Below are 15,612 nucleotides of genomic sequence, written 5' to 3' on the forward strand. Positions count from 1 at the left end.
TGTTGCAACCTGCATCCGCGTCTGAGGAGGAACCCATGACCCACCCGGAAATCAAAGAACCGAGCGCCGGGCATCCGATCACCATCGAGCCGACGAAAGGCCGGGTGCAGGTGCGCGTCAAGGGCGAACTCGTCGCCGACACCACCGCGGCGCTGGAGCTGCGCGAAGCGAGTTTACCTGCCGTGCAATACATTCCGATAGGCGACGTGGTCTCCGACCGGCTCACCCGCACGGATACCAGCACGCACTGCCCGTTCAAGGGTGACGCCAGCTACTACAGCGTGACCACCTCCGCGGGCGAGACCGTCGTCGACGCGATCTGGACGTACGAGCAGCCCTACCCCGCCGTCGCGGCGATCGCGGGGCACGTCGCCTTCTACCCGAACAAGGCCGAGATCTCAGTAGCCCCCACTGGGTGATTTGGGCAGCGCGCGCTCCTGCGCGCGCGTGTCGCTGTATTCGCGCATCGAGACGATCAGCCCGTCGCGTATCTCGAAGATGCACGCGAAGGGGCTGTCGTATTCGACCCCGTCGGTGTTGGTGCCGAACGCCTGGGCCTCCACCACCACCGTGTCGCCGTCGGCGAAGCAACTGCGCAGCTCGACGGTGAGATCCAAAGTCCGTTTGCGCCACTCGACCGATTGCCGCAATGTCGCCTTGTCGAACGATATCCGGGTGTAAAGGCTCCAATAGGTGAAGTCGTCGCTCAGCAGCGAAAAGCCCTCGTCCAGGTCGGCACCCTCGGTCAGGCTCTGCAGGAACATCCAGGCGAGCTCCGTGTGCGGGCCATCGAATGGCGTCATCACATCGCAATATTGTCGTGGGACATCGTTGCCGGTCAAACAGCATGGTCCTTGGAGCTCGCTGTGACTGAAGATTGCAGAGTGAACGGGTGAAGAACGCGCGGACGGTCACCTTCCCCGGGGCGGCCAGCTTCGGGCACACCCTTGCGCCCCTGCGGCGCGGTCCGCGCGACCCGTGCTTCCGGCTGCCCGGCGACGGCACCATCTGGCGGACCAGCCTGCTGCCCAGTGGGCCCGTCACGGCGCGGATCAGCCGCGCCGCCGCCAACGCGGCCCATTGCGAGGCCTGGGGCGGTGGTGCTCAGGAGTTCATCGAGATGCTGCCCGCGGTGCTGGGCGCCGATGACGACGCGTCGGACTTCGAGCCGCGCGACCCGATCGTTGCCGCCGCCCACCAACGCGTCCCGCACCTGCGGCTGGGCCGCACCGGACGCGTGCTGGAGGCCCTGATCCCGGCCATCATCGAGCAGCGAGTGCCGGGCGCCGACGCGTTCCGCTCCTGGCGCGTCCTGGTGTCCAAGCACGGGACCCCCGCGCCCGGACCGGCGCCGACCGGGATGCGGGTGCCGCCGTCGGCCGAGGTGTGGCGGCACATCCCGTCGTGGGAGTTCCACCGCTCCAACGTCGACCCGAGGCGGGCGCAGACGGTGGTGGGTTGTGCGCGGCGGGCGGCCTCGCTGGAGCGGCTGGTGTCGCGGCCGGCGGAGGAGGCCCGCCGGGCTTTGACCTCCCTGCCCGGGGTCGGTGAGTGGACCGCCGCCGAAACCGCGCAGCGCGCATTCGGTGACGCCGACGCCGTCTCGGTGGGCGACTATCACATCCCCAAGATGATCGGCTGGACGCTGCTGGGCCACCCCGTCGACGACGCCGTGATGCTCGAGCTGCTCGAACCGATGCGCCCCCACCGCCACCGGGTGGTCCGGTTGCTGGAGGCCAGCGGGCTGGCGTACGAGCCGCGGCGCGGCGCCAGGCTGCCGGTGCAGCAAATCCACACCCTCTGACCCACGGTGTTTTCCAAGTGGGTCTTCGGGTACCCAGCAGGGCAGTACCGTGTGCGAACCGCAGGGAAGGAAGCTAGGGAAAGCAATGACTCAGTTCACTATTCCGGGATTGACCGACAAGCAGGCGGCGCGACTGACCGAACTGCTGCAAAAGCAACTGAGCACCTATAACGATCTGCATCTGACGTTGAAGCACATCCACTGGAACGTGGTGGGCCCGAACTTCATTGGCGTGCACGAGATGATCGATCCCCAGGTGGACGCGGTGCGCAACTTCGCCGACGACGTCGCCGAACGCATTGCGGCACTTGGGGCTTCGCCGCAGGGCACGCCGGGCGCGATCATCAGGGATCGCTCGTGGGACGACTATTCGGTCGGCCGCGACACGGTCCAGGCGCATCTGGCCGCGCTGGATCTGGTCTATAACGGCGTCGTCGAGGACATCCGCCAATCCATCGACGAGACGGACGAACTCGACCCGGTGACCCAGGATTTACTGATCGGGCAGGCGGGACAACTGGAGAAGTTCCAATGGTTTGTCCGGGCGCATCTGGAAAGCGCGGGCGGCGCGCTGGCCCATGAGGGCGCGAGCACCGAAAAGGACGCGGCGAGCAGCGCGCGGCGCGAGTCTTAGCTATCCGCGGATGAGTCGCCTTCGGCGACCGTCGAGGGCTGAGGCGCGCGCTCGGCCGCGGCGGCTTCCCGGTTGAGCCGCTGCGCCTCGTAAATGGTGACGTTGCTGCGCGACAGCACCAAAGCCGCAATCCCGACGGCGAGGATCGCCCCCGGCACCACCGAAAACGAGCCGGTCATCTCGGCGACCATGATCATGATCGCCAGCGGTGCGCGCGCGACGCTGCCGAAGCACGCCATCATCCCGACCACCACGAAGATGCCGGGCTCGTGCGGCACCCCGGGCAGCCCGGACAGCTCGCCCAGCCGCCACACCGCGGCCCCTACGAACGCGCCGATCACGATCCCCGGTCCGAACAGGCCGCCGGATCCGCCGGTACCGATCGACAGCGACGTGGCCACGATCTTGGCGATCGGCAGGACGACGACGACCCACAGCGGGATCGCCAATAGCGACGTGCGGTCGGCCGCCAGCTGGGCCCAGCCGTAGCCACTGCTCAGGATCTGCGGGAGCAGCAGTCCCAGCAGCCCGACGAGCAGTCCGCCCAGCGCCGGCTTGAGCACCGCCCCGCCGGGCAGCCGCTGGGTCAGCCGCACGGTGGCATGGAAGGTGCGGGCGTACAGGTAGCCGACCGCCGCCGCGACCAGACCGATCACCACGAACCACAGCAGCGGCCACGCCTTCTCGAAGCGGTACTCGGCATCGATGTAGCCGAACAGCGGATCGAAGCCCAGGAATGCCCCGAGCACCGCGTAGGCCGTGCCCGAGGTGATGAAGCCCGGGAGCAGGTAGCGGTAGTCGAAGTCGTCGCGGTAGGGGATCGACGCGGCCAGCACCGCCCCACCCAGGGGTGCCGCGAAGATTGCGCCGATGCCGGCGCCGATGCCCAGCGCCACCGCCGTCCGACCGTCCTCGTCGGAGAGGTTCAGCCGCCGGGCGAGCAGCGAGGAGAAGCCCGCCGAGATTTGCGCGGTCGGGCCCTCGCGGCCGGCCGAGCCGCCCGAGCCGATGGTCAGCGCGCTGGCCACCATCTTCACCAGCACGGCACGAAAGCGGATGGCGCGGGGATTGCCGTGGACGGCCTGGATGGCCTCGTCCGTGCCGTGGCCGGTGGCCTCCGGGGCCAGCTTCGCCACGACCAACGCGGACAGCAACGCGCCGCCCGTCGTCACCAGCGGGATGGCCCACGCCCGGCTGAAGCCCGTCGACCCGTGGGCGCCACCCTCCCCGACGGGCGTCGGGATGTGGTAACCGGCCAGGTAGCCAAGCAGAAACTCGGCGGTGTACTTCAGCGCGAAGTAGAAGACAACAGCGCCCAGGCCGGCGATGACGCCGATCGTGACGCCCAGCAGCAGCCACTTCTGCACGTAGCCCGACTTGCGAATCGATGCCCCGAAGCGGCCACCTGCGGCACGGGCCGGGGCTTCCGCGGGCTGGGATTCCTCATCCGTCGATTCTTCCCCGGGCACCACGTCATCTTAGGCAGAGGGGAATAACCGGACTTCGGTCCGGTTATAGGGATAGCTCTAATCAAGGAGGTAGACATGCCGGCTATAACCGCCGACACCCTGACGCTGCCGCGCGTCGGCGCCCCAGGTCCCGCCGACACCGAACGGCCCGTCCGGTCGATCACCACCGGACCACGCGGCTACGAGGGCGAGGGTTTCCCGGTGGTCCGCGCGTTCGCCGGGGTCAGCACCGCCGCCCTGGACCCCTTCGTGCACATGGACCAGATGGGCGCGGTGGAGTACCAGCCGGGTGAACCCAGGGGCACCGATTGGCATCCGCACCGCGGGTTCGAAACCGTCACCTACATGATCGACGGCAAGTTCGCGCACCAGGATTCGCACGGCGGTGGCGGCCTGATCACCGACGGCGCGACCCAGTGGATGACGGCGGGTTCGGGAATCCTGCACATCGAGACGCCGCCAGCCGAACTGGTCGAAAGCGGCGGGTTCTTCCACGGCGTCCAGCTCTGGGTGAATCTGCCGAAGCGGGACAAATTCGCGGCACCCCGATACCAGGCCATCGAGGGCGGCGACGCGGGGTTGGTGGCGTCGGACGACGGCGGGGCCCTGGTCCGCATCGTCGCCGGTGAGATCGGCGGTCAGCGCGGTCCGGGGATCACCCACACGCCGATCACGCTGGCGCACGCGACGATCCAAAGCGGCGCCCGGCTCAACATTCCGTGGCGGCGCGATTTCAACGCGCTGGTTTACGTGCTGTCCGGCGACGGATACGTCGGTCCGGTGCGCCACCCGATCCGCTCGGGCCAACTGGCGGTGCTCGGGCCGGGCGACCGGATCACCGTGGGCGCCGACCGGCAGGCGATCGATGTGCTGCTGCTGGGCGGTCAGCCGATTCGTGAGCCGGTATTCCACTACGGGCCTTTCGTGATGAACACCCGCGCCGAATTGATCGAGGCGCTAGAGGACTACCAGGCCGGAAAATTCGGCACTATTCCGCCAAATGCGCTAATGCCCCACCGTGGCGGTGGCACACTCTAGAAATGCCGCAAACGGCGAGTCGCCGGCCGGGACGTCCCCCCGCCGCAAAGGCGGACGAGACGCGACAGCGGATCATGCAGGCGGCTCGCCTGGTATTCGCCGAGCGCGGCTACGACGGCGCGACGTTCCAGGCGATCGCGGCCCGCGCCGACCTGACCCGACCGGCGATCAACCATTACTTTTCGACCAAGCGGCTCTTGTACCGCGAGGTGTTGAAGCAGACGAACGCCCTCGTCATCGGCGCGGGGATGCGGCAGGCGGAGGGCGAGAAAACGCTGACGGGCCGGCTCACGGCGTTCATCACCGCCGCGGTGCGGGCAAACTCCGACAATCCCGCCGTCTCGGCATTTCTGATTGCCGCGGTGCTCGAGTCGCAACGGCATCCGGAATTAAGCGGAGCTGAAATTGATTCGGTCAAAATTAGCCGCGAATTTCTGGCGTCGGCGGTCAACGAGGCAATCGAGCGCCGAGAGGTCGCGCCCGATATCGACGCGGCCGCATTGGTCGAGACACTAATAATCGTGCTTTGCGGTGTCGGGTTTTACGCCGGCTATATCCGCAGCTATGAAGAGATCCTCGCGATCAGCGACGTGCTGCGCCGGCTGCTGGAAGGCGCGCTCTGGCGGCCGGAGGCCTGACCCGGTCGGGTGCAGTGAAGTTGCGCACAAAGCGCATAGGCTAACTAACTTATTCGGTAGCATGGTTGCGTCATGACTGATGTGGACGCCTCCTTACCGCCTTCCCTTCGGACCGACGGTGACAGCTGGACCATCACCGAACTCGTCGGCGCCACCGCGCTCGGGGTGGCCGCTGCGCGCGCCGCGGAAACGGCCGGTCCGGACCCGCTGATCCGTGACGAGTTCGCCCGCCTGCTGGTGTCGTCGGCCGGTGACGCCTGGGCGCGGCTGGCCGACCCCGAGCTGGCCTGGCTCGACGGCGATCCGCAGGGGCAACGCGCGCACCGGCTCGGCATCGATTACCAGGCGGTGCGCACCCACTTCTTCGACGAATACTTCGCCGAGGCCGTCAACGCCGGGATTCGGCAGGTTGTGATCCTGGCCGCCGGGCTGGACTCGCGGGCCTACCGGCTGAACTGGCCACCGGGCACCGCGGTGTACGAGATCGACCAGCCCAAGGTGCTCGAGTACAAGACCCGAACGCTGGAACAGCACGGCGCGGTGCCGACCGCGACCCGGCGGCCGGTTCCGGTGGATCTGCGCGACGACTGGCCCGCGGCCCTGACCGCCTCCGGCTTTGACCGCACCCAGCCCACCGCGTGGCTCGCCGAGGGCTTGCTGCCGTACCTGCCGAGCGACGCCCAGGACCGGCTGTTCGAGATGTTCACCGCGCTCAGTGCGCCGGGCAGCCGGGTCGCCATCGAGGCGTTCGGCATGAACTCGCGAAGCAATTCGCAACGCTGGCTGCGGATGCGGGAGCGGCTCGGCCTGGACGTCAACGTGCAGGCGCTGACCTTCCACGAGCCCGACCGCACCGACCCCATTGCCTGGTTGACCGACCACGGCTGGCAGGTGGACGCCGTGAACAACCGCGACGAGATGGCCCGATTGGGCCGCCCCGTTCCCGATGACCTGGACGACGAGGCCGTCCGCAGCACGCTGCTGCGCGCGCGTCTCGGCGGATCGAACAGCTGATGAAGGAGCAAGCAACGCGATGAGCTCACTGCGCACCCACGACGACACCTGGGACATCAAGACCAGCGTCGGCAGCACCGCGGTCATGGTGGCCGCCGCCCGCGCCGTCGAAACCGAACGGCCCGACCCGCTGATCCGCGACCCGTACGCCCGGCTGCTGGTCGAGGGCGCCGGCGCCGGGGTCTTGTGGGAGGCGATGCTGGACCCGGAGATCGCGGCCAAGGTCGAGGCCCTCGACGAGGATTCCGCGGCCCACCTGCACCACATGCGGGGCTACCAAGCGGTGCGGACGCACTTCTTCGACACCTTCTTCGCCGACGCCGTCGCCGCCGGGATTCGCCAGATCGTCATCCTGGCGTCGGGGCTGGACTCGCGCGCCTACCGGCTGGACTGGCCGGCCGGCACCACGGTGTACGAGCTCGACCAGCCCGAGGTGCTGGCCTACAAATCCACCACCCTGGCCGAAAACGGCGTGACCCCCGCGGCGGACCGCCGCGAGGTGGCCATCGACCTGCGTCAGGATTGGCCGGCCGCGCTGCGCGCCGCCGGCTTCGACCCGACGCAGCGCACGGCGTGGCTGGCGGAGGGGCTGTTGATGTACCTGCCCGCCGAGGCCCAGGACCGGTTGTTCACCCTGATCGGCGAGCTGAGCCCGGCCGGCAGCCGGGTTTCGGCCGAAACCGCACCCAACCACGCCGACGAGCGGCGGCAGCAGATGCGCGAACGCTTCAGGAAGGTGGCCGACGAGATCGGCCTGGAGGAGACCGTCGACGTCGGGGAGCTGATGTACCGCGACGACCACCGCGCGGACGTCGCGGAGTGGCTCAACGAACACGGCTGGCGCGCGACGGCCGAGCACTCGATCGACGCGATGCGCCGGCTGGGCCGCCTGATCGAGAACGTCCCGATGACCGACGACAAGGACGCGTTCTCCGACTTCGTGATCGCCGAAAGGCTGTAATGCCGCGTACCGCGGACGACTCCTGGGACATCGCCACCAGCGTCGGGGCGACCGCGGTGATGGTCGCGCTGGCCCGCGCCGCCGAGACCGCAAGCGCCGACCCGCTGATCTCGGACCCGTTCGCCGAGGTGCTGGTGTCTACTCCCGAACTCGAGGGGGTTCGGGAGCAGGTCGCCGCCTGGTGGACGCCGGATCCCGACGACGAGGCCGCGGATTTCACGGTCGACTCCCGGCACATGATCAATTACCAGGCGGTGCGGACTCATTTCTTCGACGAGTACTTCGCCGAAGCGGTGAGCGCCGGGATCCGCCAAGTGGTTATCCTTGCGGCCGGTCTGGACTCGCGGGCCTACCGGCTCGACTGGCCGGACGGCACCGTCGTCTACGAGATCGACCTGCCCAAGGTGCTCGAGTACAAGGCCGAGACGCTCGCCGCGCACGGGGCCGCCCCGGTCGTCGACCGGCGACCGGTGCCCGTCGACCTGCGCCACGACTGGCCCCAGGCGCTGCGCGACGCCGGGTTCGATGCGACCCGTCCGACGGCATGGCTCGCCGAGGGGTTGCTGCCGTTTTTGCCGGCGGCCGCGCAGGAGGCCATGTTCGCCTCCATCGACGCGTTGAGCGGACCGGGCAGCCGGGTGGCGGTCGAAATCTTCGGCGTCGACGGGGAGAAGCGGCGCGAGGCCGAGCAAAGGTGGCAGGAGTTGCGGGACAGACGCGCGGCGCGCGGCCAGGACACCTCGTTCAACCCCTTCGACCTCTGGTTCGACGACGAGGGACGCCCCGAGCCCGCCGACTGGTTCGCCGCCCACGGCTGGGCGACGCGTACGGTGTCCGCGCGCGACGAGGGCCTGCGGCTGTGCCGCGCGCCGCAGTCGGAGGAGCGGCCGTTCACGAACAGCTTCGTGACGGCAAGCAAACCTTGAGCTAGGGCGGATCCTTCCTAACTGCTCCCCCAACCGGATGGTTAGGATCGCGGTTATCACCGATGAGCGGCCACCCGCACTGCAGCGGGCGACTCTGCTCGGGAAGGACAATGATGACCACCGAATCGGTTGCACAGAAAGCGTCGGAATCCACCCAATCCACGAACGGCGCGCCCGCTCAGACGGTCGACATCCCCGCCACGGTGGCACGGCTCCGCAAGACATTCGCCTCCGGGCGCACCCGCGACGTCGAGTGGCGCAGGCAGCAGCTGCTGCAACTGCAAAAGCTGATGGAGGAGAACGAGGAGACGATCGGCGCCGCCCTCGCCGCGGATCTGGACCGCAACAAATTCGAGTCGTACATCGCCGACATCGCGACGACCGCCGGTGAAGCGAAGTACGCGGCCAAGCACCTGCGGAAGTGGACGCGCCGCCGCTACCAACGGCTGGAGCTGCCGCAGCGGCCCGGGCGCGGCTGGATCGAGTACGAGCCCTACGGCACCGTGCTGATCATCGGCGCCTGGAACTACCCCTTCTACCTGACGCTGGGTCCGGCCGTCGGGGCGATCGCCGCGGGGAACGCCGTCATCCTGAAGCCGTCGGAAATCGCCGCCGCGTCGTCGCGGTTGATGGCCGAGCTGGTGCCGCGCTACCTGGACAACGACGCGATCACTGTCGTGGAGGGCGACGGTGCGGTGAGCCAGGAACTCATCGCGCAGGGCCTCGACCGTGTGATGTTCACCGGCGGCACGGAGATCGGCCGCAAGGTGTACGAGGGCGCGGCGCCCCACCTGACCCCGTGCACGCTCGAGCTCGGCGGCAAGAGCCCGGTGATCGTGGCCGCCGACGCCGACGTGGACGTCGCGGCCAAGCGGATCGCGTGGATCAAGCTGCTCAACGGCGGGCAGACGTGCGTCGCGCCCGACTATGTGTTGGCCGACGCGAAGATCCGCGACGAACTCGTCGACAAGATCGGTGCGGCCATCACGAAGATGCGCTCCAAGGAGCAGCAGGGAATTCGTATCGTCAACCAGCGCCAATTCGACCGGATCAGCGGTTACCTCTCGGAGGGGGACGGCAAGGTCACGGTCGGGGGTGCCTGCGACGCGTCGACGCTGCGGATCCAGCCGACGGTCGTCGTCGATCCCGACCCGGACGGCCCGCTGATGCAGAACGAGATCTTCGGGCCGATCCTGCCGGTGATCACGGTCCAATCCCTGGACGAGGCAATACGTTTCGTCAACTCGCGGCCAAAGCCGTTGTCCGCGTACCTGTTCACCAAGGCGAAAGACGTCCGCGAGCGGGTGATCAAGGAGGTGCCCGCCGGCGGCATGCTGGTCAACCACCTGGCGTTCCAGGTGTCGACGGCCAAGCTGCCGTTCGGCGGCGTCGGTGCCTCGGGCATGGGCGCCTATCACGGCAGGTACGGCTTCGAGGAGTTCAGCCACCGCAAGTCGGTGCTGACCAAGCCGACCCGACCCGACCTGTCCAGCTTCATCTACCCGCCGTACACCGAACGGGCCTTCAAGATGGCTCGCAGGATGTTCTGAGGCGCCGCCGCACCAAATCGCTTGCTAGATCCAGTGTTTCACACCAGAGAGGAACCTTATGCCCGGAGTGCAGGATCGCGTCATCGTCGTCACCGGAGCCGGTGGCGGGTTGGGGCGTGAATACGCCCTGACCCTCGCCAAGGAGGGCGCCAGCGTCATCGTCAATGACCTCGGCGGGGCACGTGACGGCACCGGCGCCGGCCACAACATGGCCGACGAGGTGGTCAAGGAGATCAAGGACGCGGGGGGCCGGGCGGCGGCCAACTACGACAGCGTCGCCGAGCCCGAGGGCGCCGAGAACATCATCAAGACGGCGCTCGACGAATTCGGCGCCATCCACGGTGTGGTGAGCAACGCCGGGATCCTGCGCGACGGCACGTTCCACAAGATGACTTTCGAAAACTGGGACGCCGTGCTGAAAGTGCATTTGTACGGCGGCTACAACGTCATTCGCGCCGCCTGGCCGCACTTCCGCGAGCAGAGCTACGGTCGTGTCGTCGTCGCCACCTCCACCAGCGGGCTGTTCGGCAACTTCGGCCAGACCAACTATGGGGCGGCCAAGCTCGGCCTGGTCGGCCTGATCAACACGCTGGCGCAGGAAGGGGCCAAGTACAACATCCACGCCAACGCGCTCGCCCCGATCGCGGCCACCAGGATGACTCAGGACATCCTGCCGCCCGAGGTGTTCGAGAAGCTCACGCCGGATTTCGTTGCGCCGGTGATGGCGTACCTGTGCACCGAGGAATGCGCCGACAATGGGTCGGTTTTCATCGTCGGTGGCGGCAAGGTGCAGCGCACCGCGCTGTTCCAGAATGAGGGCGTCACCTTCGACCAGCCGCCGTCGGTGCAGGACGTCGCCGCGCACTGGGCCGAGATCACGGACCTCTCCGCAGCGCAAAAGGCCGGATTCAAGCTGTAAGGCCATGAAAGCCTGTGTGGTGCAAGAGCTGTCCGGTCCGGACGGCATGGTCTTCACCGATATCGATGACGTCAGCGCCGACGGCAACCACGTCGTCATCGACGTTCGCGCCGCAGGGGTGTGCTTTCCGGACCTGCTGCTGACCAAGGGCGAGTACCAGCTGAAGCTGCCCCCGCCGTTCGTCCCCGGCATGGAAGCCGCCGGCGTGGTGCGGTCCGCGCCGGACGGCTCCGGCTTCCGGGTGGGCGAGCGGGTCTCGGCCTTCGGAATCCTGGGTTCCTACGCGGAACAGGTGGCCGTCCCAGTGCCCAACGTGATGCGCAGCCCCGCGGAACTCGATGACGCCGAAGCCGTTTCGCTGCTGGTGAACTACAACACCATGTACTTCGCGCTGTCCCGCCGCGCCGCCATGCGGCCGGGCGACACCGTCCTGGTGTTGGGTGCCGCCGGCGGGGTGGGCACCGCGGCCATCCAGGTGGCGCGGGCGATGGGCGCGAAAAAGGTGCTGGCCGTGGTGCACCGCGAGGCCGCGATCGACTATGTCGGCGCGCTGGGCGCCGACCTGGTCGTGCCGCTGGCCGACGGCTGGGCGGACCGGATACGTGACTACACCCAGGGCCGCGGCGTCGACATTGTCGTCGACCCGATCGGCGGCCCGGCTTTCGACGACGCGATCCGGGTCTTGGCGATCGACGGCAAGCTGCTGGTGATCGGCTTCGCCGCGGGCGGCATTCCGACGGTGAAGGTGAACCGGTTGCTGCTGCGCAACGTCAGCGTGGTCGGCGTCGCGTGGGGCGAATACCTCAACAGGGTCCCCGGTTCGGCCGCCCTGTTCGCGTGGGGGCTGAGCCAATTGGTCTTTCTCGGGCTGAAACCTCCTCCGCCGCAGCGTTTCCCGCTGTCGGAGGGACAGGCCGCGCTACAGTGCCTGGCCGACGGGGGGGTGCTGGGCAAAGTGGTGCTCGAGCCCTAGTGGTCAATGGCGATCAGATCGGGGCGGGGTTCGGCGCCCCGGTCAAGATCGTGAGTAGTGCCTTCTGGATGGTTAGGAATTCGAAACCGCCCGCGAGCGTGGTCAATCCGACGCTGGCGGCGATCGGATCACCGAACGCATCCATGAGCCCATGAACGGGGTCGCCGTTGACGGCTTCGATGATGCCGTTCAGGAACAAGTTGGCGTCGTACGACGGAAGGGTGATCGCCAGGGCCGTCGCGATGTCGGCCGTCGGGAGCAGGGTTCCGTAGGCGGTCGAGAAGTCGGTCGTCAGGGTGCCGACGAGGTTGGTGTTCGCCGACTCGATGCCCTGAATGACGCCGGTGACGCTCGTCGGCATCGATGCCGAGGTGGGCAGGGCCAGCGCGGCGAGGGCCGACGACCCGGCCCCCGGAAGGGAGCCCGCCAGGGCCGACAGGTCATTGGTGAAGGCGCCGACTCCCTGCTGGGTGCCGCTGATCAGGAGGGGCCCCAGCGCCGTGGTCGCGCTGAGCGGCGGCAGGAATCCGAACGGCGTCGGTACATCGGCTGGGCTCGTAGACCAACCCACGTTCGGGTCGCCGTAGCCCCAGTTAATGAGCGCCTTCAGGTCCGGCTGGAGCAGGTCCGCGAGCGGGTTGCCGATGATCGGGAATGCCCGCAGCGGCTCCAACAGCGGCAGGTTCTCGGTTTGAATCATGTAGTAGTGAGTCATCGTGGGCGCCCCAGACTGACCCAAGGGGACAGCCGTAGCGAGCTGAGAGGGCGTCAGAAACAGATATGACCCGTGCACATAAGAGATGCCCAACAAGGCGTTGAGGTCGGCGAGGAAGTCGATGGGGTAGCGCGGGAAGTCCGCGAAGCCGTCGTATTCGAGCGTCCAAATATTGGTCGGGAAATCGTTGCTGGGCGTCGAGGCGCCGAACGTGATCCCCACACTGGGAATGCTCAGACCGGGAAAGCGCGACAGCAGGCCACCGTTGGGATTCGCCGGATCGCCGGTGAGCGTGAAGAAAGCATTCGACGAGTTGTACCCTTCGGCAAGAAGTTTCGGCATTTCCATCGAGGCGATGATCGCGCTCTGCGAAACCCCGAAAACGGAAACCACCTTCGCGCTGGGCGCCGGGCCGAGCACCGAGGTGATCGCGACGTCCAGCGCCCCGACGCCGCGGGCGAGCGAGATGTCCAACGTCAGGTCCTTGGTTCCGAAGATCGGGTACAGACCTTCCGCCGTGGAGACAGCCGTAAGGACGTTCGTCGGCAGCGTGTGGAAGTTCGACAGGTACAGGCTGTAGGCCTGGTTCATGAAATCCGGCGGCGGTATCGCAAAGCCGCTGCCGGACATGATCAGAATGGCATCGACGGTGGGGTCCGCCGCCTGGCTTACCGCAGTGAACGCCGGGGCCGCGGCCCCGCCGGTGAGGCCGAGCGCGGCGGCCACCTGGGCTTCGGCTTGCGCGTAGGCGTTGCCGGCGGCGCTCAAAGCGGCAACGAACTGATCGTGGAATGCGGTCGCCCGCCGCAGCAGCGCCTGGTACTCCAGTCCGTATGCGCCGAAGAACCGCGCCGCGATGGCGGACACCTCGTCTTGGGCCGCCGCCGCCAGACTCGTGGTGGACGCGGCGGCGGCCGCCATGGCCTCGTTGATTGCCGATCCTATTGCCGAAGCGTCAGCAGCGGCCGTCGCCATGATCTGGGGATGCGCGATCAAGCTCGTCATCGGCTTCTCTTTCTGGGCGCATTCGTGTTAGGTGCCGACGAGGTCGCCAAAGCCGATGACCGGCCACTTCGCTGGACCGGCACGCAGCCAGCTTAGGAGCGCTCGCGTGCCGATGTCGAGGTCTTGTACCCGATCTGGATCTAGTCCAGGGATCGGCAGCGAGATCCTATTCTGCTGGGCGACAACTCAATTAATGCCCTCGGATCTGTAAACGCGTATGCCGCAACGGATCAGAAGGGGCCGGGATGCGGCGTTCCGGTGAAGATCGTTTCGGCGGAATTCACGATGCTCAGGAATTCGAAGCCACCCGCGAGGGTGAACAGACCCACATCGGCGGCGATCGGTCGGCCGAAGGCGTCCATGAGGCCCTGAACGGGATCCACCGTGATCGCTTCGTTGATGCCGTCCAGGAACAAATTGACGTCGTAGGAGGGGACCGATACCGCGAGTGCCGTCGCGATGTCTGCCGTCGGAAGCAGCGTCGCATAAGCGGTCGAGACATCGCCCGCGATCGTGCCGGCGATGTTGCTGTTCGCCGACTGGATGGCCTGAATGACGCCGGTGATCGTCGTCGGCATCGACGCCGAAGAAGGCAGCGTCAGCGGCGGTAGACCTGTGCTGCCCGTTGACGCGGCCGAAGCAGCCAGGTGCGACAGGTCGTTGGCGAAGGCGCTGACGCCCTGCTGGGTGGCGCCGGGCAGGAGCGTCGCCAGTTCCGTCGTTGCGCTCAACGGCGGCAGGAACCCGAAGGGGGTCTGCACATTTGACGGGCTGGTCGAGTAGCCGAAGTTGGGATCGCCGTAGCCCCAGTTGACGAGGAGCTTCAGGTCCGGCTGGACCAGGTCGGCCAGCGGGGTTCCGATGACGGGGATGGCCCGTATGGGCGTCAACAGCGGCAGGTTCTCGGTGCGAATCAAGTGGTAGTCGGTCATGCTGCCGGGAGTGTTGAAAGGCGCGGACGCCGATCCGGGCAGTAAGAAAGAATTCGCGAGTTGTGACGCCGACAGAGTGGGGTAGGTGCCGTGCACGAACACGATGCCGGCCAGGGCGTTGAGGTCGGAGAAGATGTCGATCGGGTAGCGCGGGAAGTCCGCGAAGCCGTCGTATTCGAGCGTGTAGATGTCGGTGTGAAAAAGATTGCTGGGTGTCGAAGTACCGAACGTCAGGCCCAGGCTGGGAAGGCTCAGACCGGGGAATCGCGCGAGGAGGCCGCCGTTCGGATTGGCCGGGTCACCGAGCAGGTTGAAGAAGATCTGGTTAGACGTGTAGCCCTCGGCGATGAGCTTTGGCATCGCCAAAGACGCGATGATCGAGCTCTGTGAGTAACCCAAGACGGCGATGGGGCCACCGGTACCGGGAGTCGGGAGGGCAGTCGCGATCGCGTTGTTCAGCTCCGTGACCCCACGGGCCAGGGAGATGTCCAGCGTCAAGTCCTTGACGCCGGTGTACGGGTACAACCCCTCCGCCGTTGAGACGGCGGTCAACGCATTGATGGGGACGCCGGTGAACTGGGTCAAGTAGCGGTTGAAGACGTTCGTCATGTAGGTCGTCGAGGGCGTCGCCGTGCCGCTGCCGGTCATGATCAGAATGGCGGTGACGGCGGGGTCCGCCGCCTGGGTTACCGCTCCGAATGCCGGGCCAGCCGACGCTCCGCTTGTCAGGCCGAGCGATGCGGCGATCTGCGCTTCGGCTTGCGCGTAAGCGTTTCCGGCGCCGGCCAACGCCGCGACGAACTGTCCGTGGAAGGCGGACGCCTGCTGCAGCAGCGCCTGGTATTCCTGCCCGAACGAGCCGAAGAACTGCGCGGTGATGGCCGACACTTCGTCTTCCGCCGCCGCGGCGAGACTCGTTGTGGGGCCGGCGGCGGCCGCCTTGGCCTCTTCGATCGCCGAACCGATGGCAGAAGCGTCCGCTGCGGCCGTCGTCAAGATCTGGGGCTGCGTGATCAAGCTCGTCATCGCCTCTT

Annotated in this window: 15 protein-coding genes; 11 read left to right on the forward strand and 4 right to left on the reverse strand. The window is 67.3% G+C overall.

Annotated features, from left to right (window positions below; translation table 11 throughout):
* Nucleotides 1-35 precede the first annotated feature (35 nt).
* Nucleotides 36-419, forward strand: coding sequence for a DUF427 domain-containing protein (locus A5712_RS28060; protein WP_068113185.1), 384 nt, complete (start codon nucleotides 36-38; stop codon nucleotides 417-419).
* Here the strand turns inward: A5712_RS28060 and A5712_RS28065 are convergent.
* Nucleotides 399-806: a nuclear transport factor 2 family protein gene (locus tag A5712_RS28065; protein WP_068113187.1), complete on the reverse strand. Its 408-nt coding sequence runs from the start codon at nucleotides 804-806 to the stop codon at nucleotides 399-401. The genes A5712_RS28060 and A5712_RS28065 overlap by 21 nt on opposite strands.
* 86 nt (nucleotides 807-892) lie before the next feature.
* Here A5712_RS28065 and A5712_RS28070 point away from each other — a divergent pair, with 86 nt between their 5' ends.
* Together A5712_RS28070 and A5712_RS28075 are read left to right on the forward strand one after the other, a co-directional pair.
* Nucleotides 893-1,804 (forward strand): DNA-3-methyladenine glycosylase, encoded by a 912-nt coding sequence (locus A5712_RS28070; RefSeq protein WP_068113192.1) that lies wholly within the window; start codon nucleotides 893-895, stop codon nucleotides 1,802-1,804.
* Between the two features lie 85 nt (nucleotides 1,805-1,889).
* Nucleotides 1,890-2,438, forward strand: coding sequence for a Dps family protein (locus tag A5712_RS28075; protein WP_068113194.1), 549 nt, complete (start codon nucleotides 1,890-1,892; stop codon nucleotides 2,436-2,438).
* Here A5712_RS28075 and A5712_RS28080 read toward each other — a convergent pair.
* On the reverse strand, nucleotides 2,435-3,907 hold the full coding sequence (locus A5712_RS28080) for a chloride channel protein (RefSeq protein ID WP_068113308.1): 1,473 nt from the start codon (nucleotides 3,905-3,907) through the stop codon (nucleotides 2,435-2,437). The two genes, A5712_RS28075 and A5712_RS28080, sit on opposite strands and share 4 nt — an antisense overlap.
* Nucleotides 3,908-3,982: 75 nt before the next feature.
* Between A5712_RS28080 and A5712_RS28085 the strand changes: the two genes are divergently transcribed.
* From A5712_RS28085 to A5712_RS28120, 8 genes are all read left to right on the forward strand, one after another.
* Nucleotides 3,983-4,945, forward strand: coding sequence for a pirin family protein (locus tag A5712_RS28085; RefSeq protein WP_068113196.1), 963 nt, complete (start codon nucleotides 3,983-3,985; stop codon nucleotides 4,943-4,945).
* A gap of 2 nt (nucleotides 4,946-4,947) precedes the next feature.
* On the forward strand, nucleotides 4,948-5,583 hold the full coding sequence (locus A5712_RS28090) for a TetR/AcrR family transcriptional regulator (protein ID WP_068113198.1): 636 nt from the start codon (nucleotides 4,948-4,950) through the stop codon (nucleotides 5,581-5,583).
* A gap of 72 nt (nucleotides 5,584-5,655) precedes the next feature.
* Nucleotides 5,656-6,597 (forward strand): class I SAM-dependent methyltransferase, encoded by a 942-nt coding sequence (locus tag A5712_RS28095; protein ID WP_068113201.1) that lies wholly within the window; start codon nucleotides 5,656-5,658, stop codon nucleotides 6,595-6,597.
* Nucleotides 6,598-6,616: 19 nt separating this feature from the next.
* Nucleotides 6,617-7,558 carry a class I SAM-dependent methyltransferase gene (locus A5712_RS28100; protein ID WP_068113203.1) on the forward strand — a complete coding sequence of 314 codons (942 nt, stop codon included), beginning with the start codon at nucleotides 6,617-6,619 and terminating at the stop codon, nucleotides 7,556-7,558.
* Nucleotides 7,558-8,484: a class I SAM-dependent methyltransferase gene (locus A5712_RS28105; RefSeq protein WP_068113206.1), complete on the forward strand. Its 927-nt coding sequence runs from the start codon at nucleotides 7,558-7,560 to the stop codon at nucleotides 8,482-8,484. The genes A5712_RS28100 and A5712_RS28105 overlap by 1 nt, the downstream gene beginning before the upstream one ends.
* A gap of 110 nt (nucleotides 8,485-8,594) precedes the next feature.
* Nucleotides 8,595-10,034 carry an aldehyde dehydrogenase family protein gene (locus tag A5712_RS28110; protein WP_068113208.1) on the forward strand — a complete coding sequence of 480 codons (1,440 nt, stop codon included), beginning with the start codon at nucleotides 8,595-8,597 and terminating at the stop codon, nucleotides 10,032-10,034.
* Between the two features lie 58 nt (nucleotides 10,035-10,092).
* Nucleotides 10,093-10,953, forward strand: a complete 861-nt coding sequence (locus tag A5712_RS28115; RefSeq protein WP_068113210.1) for an SDR family oxidoreductase — start codon at nucleotides 10,093-10,095, stop codon at nucleotides 10,951-10,953.
* 4 nt (nucleotides 10,954-10,957) lie between these two features.
* The gene (locus A5712_RS28120; protein WP_068113212.1) at nucleotides 10,958-11,926 is read left to right on the forward strand and encodes an NADPH:quinone oxidoreductase family protein; all 969 of its coding nucleotides are present in this window, start codon (nucleotides 10,958-10,960) and stop codon (nucleotides 11,924-11,926) included.
* Nucleotides 11,927-11,939: 13 nt separating this feature from the next.
* Here the strand turns inward: A5712_RS28120 and A5712_RS28125 are convergent, their stop codons facing one another.
* Together A5712_RS28125 and A5712_RS28130 are read right to left on the reverse strand one after the other, a co-directional pair.
* Nucleotides 11,940-13,646: a PE-PPE domain-containing protein gene (locus tag A5712_RS28125; RefSeq protein WP_068113217.1), complete on the reverse strand. Its 1,707-nt coding sequence runs from the start codon at nucleotides 13,644-13,646 to the stop codon at nucleotides 11,940-11,942.
* Between the two features lie 230 nt (nucleotides 13,647-13,876).
* Nucleotides 13,877-15,604, reverse strand: a complete 1,728-nt coding sequence (locus A5712_RS28130; RefSeq protein ID WP_068113218.1) for a PE-PPE domain-containing protein — start codon at nucleotides 15,602-15,604, stop codon at nucleotides 13,877-13,879.
* Nucleotides 15,605-15,612: the final 8 nt, after the last annotated feature.

The organism is Mycobacterium sp. E2327 (genome assembly GCF_001672675.1).
Lineage (GTDB): Bacteria > Actinomycetota > Actinomycetes > Mycobacteriales > Mycobacteriaceae > Mycobacterium.

Excerpts from the sequence above, each read along its gene's own strand:
- A5712_RS28060 (WP_068113185.1), top strand. The coding sequence starts at position 36 with ATGACCCACCCGGAAATCAAAGAACCGAGCGCCGGGCATCCGATCACC.
- A5712_RS28075 (WP_068113194.1), top strand. The coding sequence starts at position 1,890 with ATGACTCAGTTCACTATTCCGGGATTGACCGACAAGCAGGCGGCGCGA.
- A5712_RS28085 (WP_068113196.1), top strand. The coding sequence starts at position 3,983 with ATGCCGGCTATAACCGCCGACACCCTGACGCTGCCGCGCGTCGGCGCC.
- A5712_RS28090 (WP_068113198.1), top strand. The coding sequence starts at position 4,948 with ATGCCGCAAACGGCGAGTCGCCGGCCGGGACGTCCCCCCGCCGCAAAG.
- A5712_RS28095 (WP_068113201.1), top strand. The coding sequence starts at position 5,656 with ATGACTGATGTGGACGCCTCCTTACCGCCTTCCCTTCGGACCGACGGT.
- A5712_RS28100 (WP_068113203.1), top strand. The coding sequence starts at position 6,617 with ATGAGCTCACTGCGCACCCACGACGACACCTGGGACATCAAGACCAGC.
- A5712_RS28105 (WP_068113206.1), top strand. The coding sequence starts at position 7,558 with ATGCCGCGTACCGCGGACGACTCCTGGGACATCGCCACCAGCGTCGGG.
- A5712_RS28110 (WP_068113208.1), top strand. The coding sequence starts at position 8,595 with ATGATGACCACCGAATCGGTTGCACAGAAAGCGTCGGAATCCACCCAA.
- A5712_RS28115 (WP_068113210.1), top strand. The coding sequence starts at position 10,093 with ATGCCCGGAGTGCAGGATCGCGTCATCGTCGTCACCGGAGCCGGTGGC.
- A5712_RS28120 (WP_068113212.1), top strand. The coding sequence starts at position 10,958 with ATGAAAGCCTGTGTGGTGCAAGAGCTGTCCGGTCCGGACGGCATGGTC.
- A5712_RS28125 (WP_068113217.1), bottom strand. The coding sequence starts at position 13,646 with ATGACGAGCTTGATCGCGCATCCCCAGATCATGGCGACGGCCGCTGCT.
- A5712_RS28130 (WP_068113218.1), bottom strand. The coding sequence starts at position 15,604 with ATGACGAGCTTGATCACGCAGCCCCAGATCTTGACGACGGCCGCAGCG.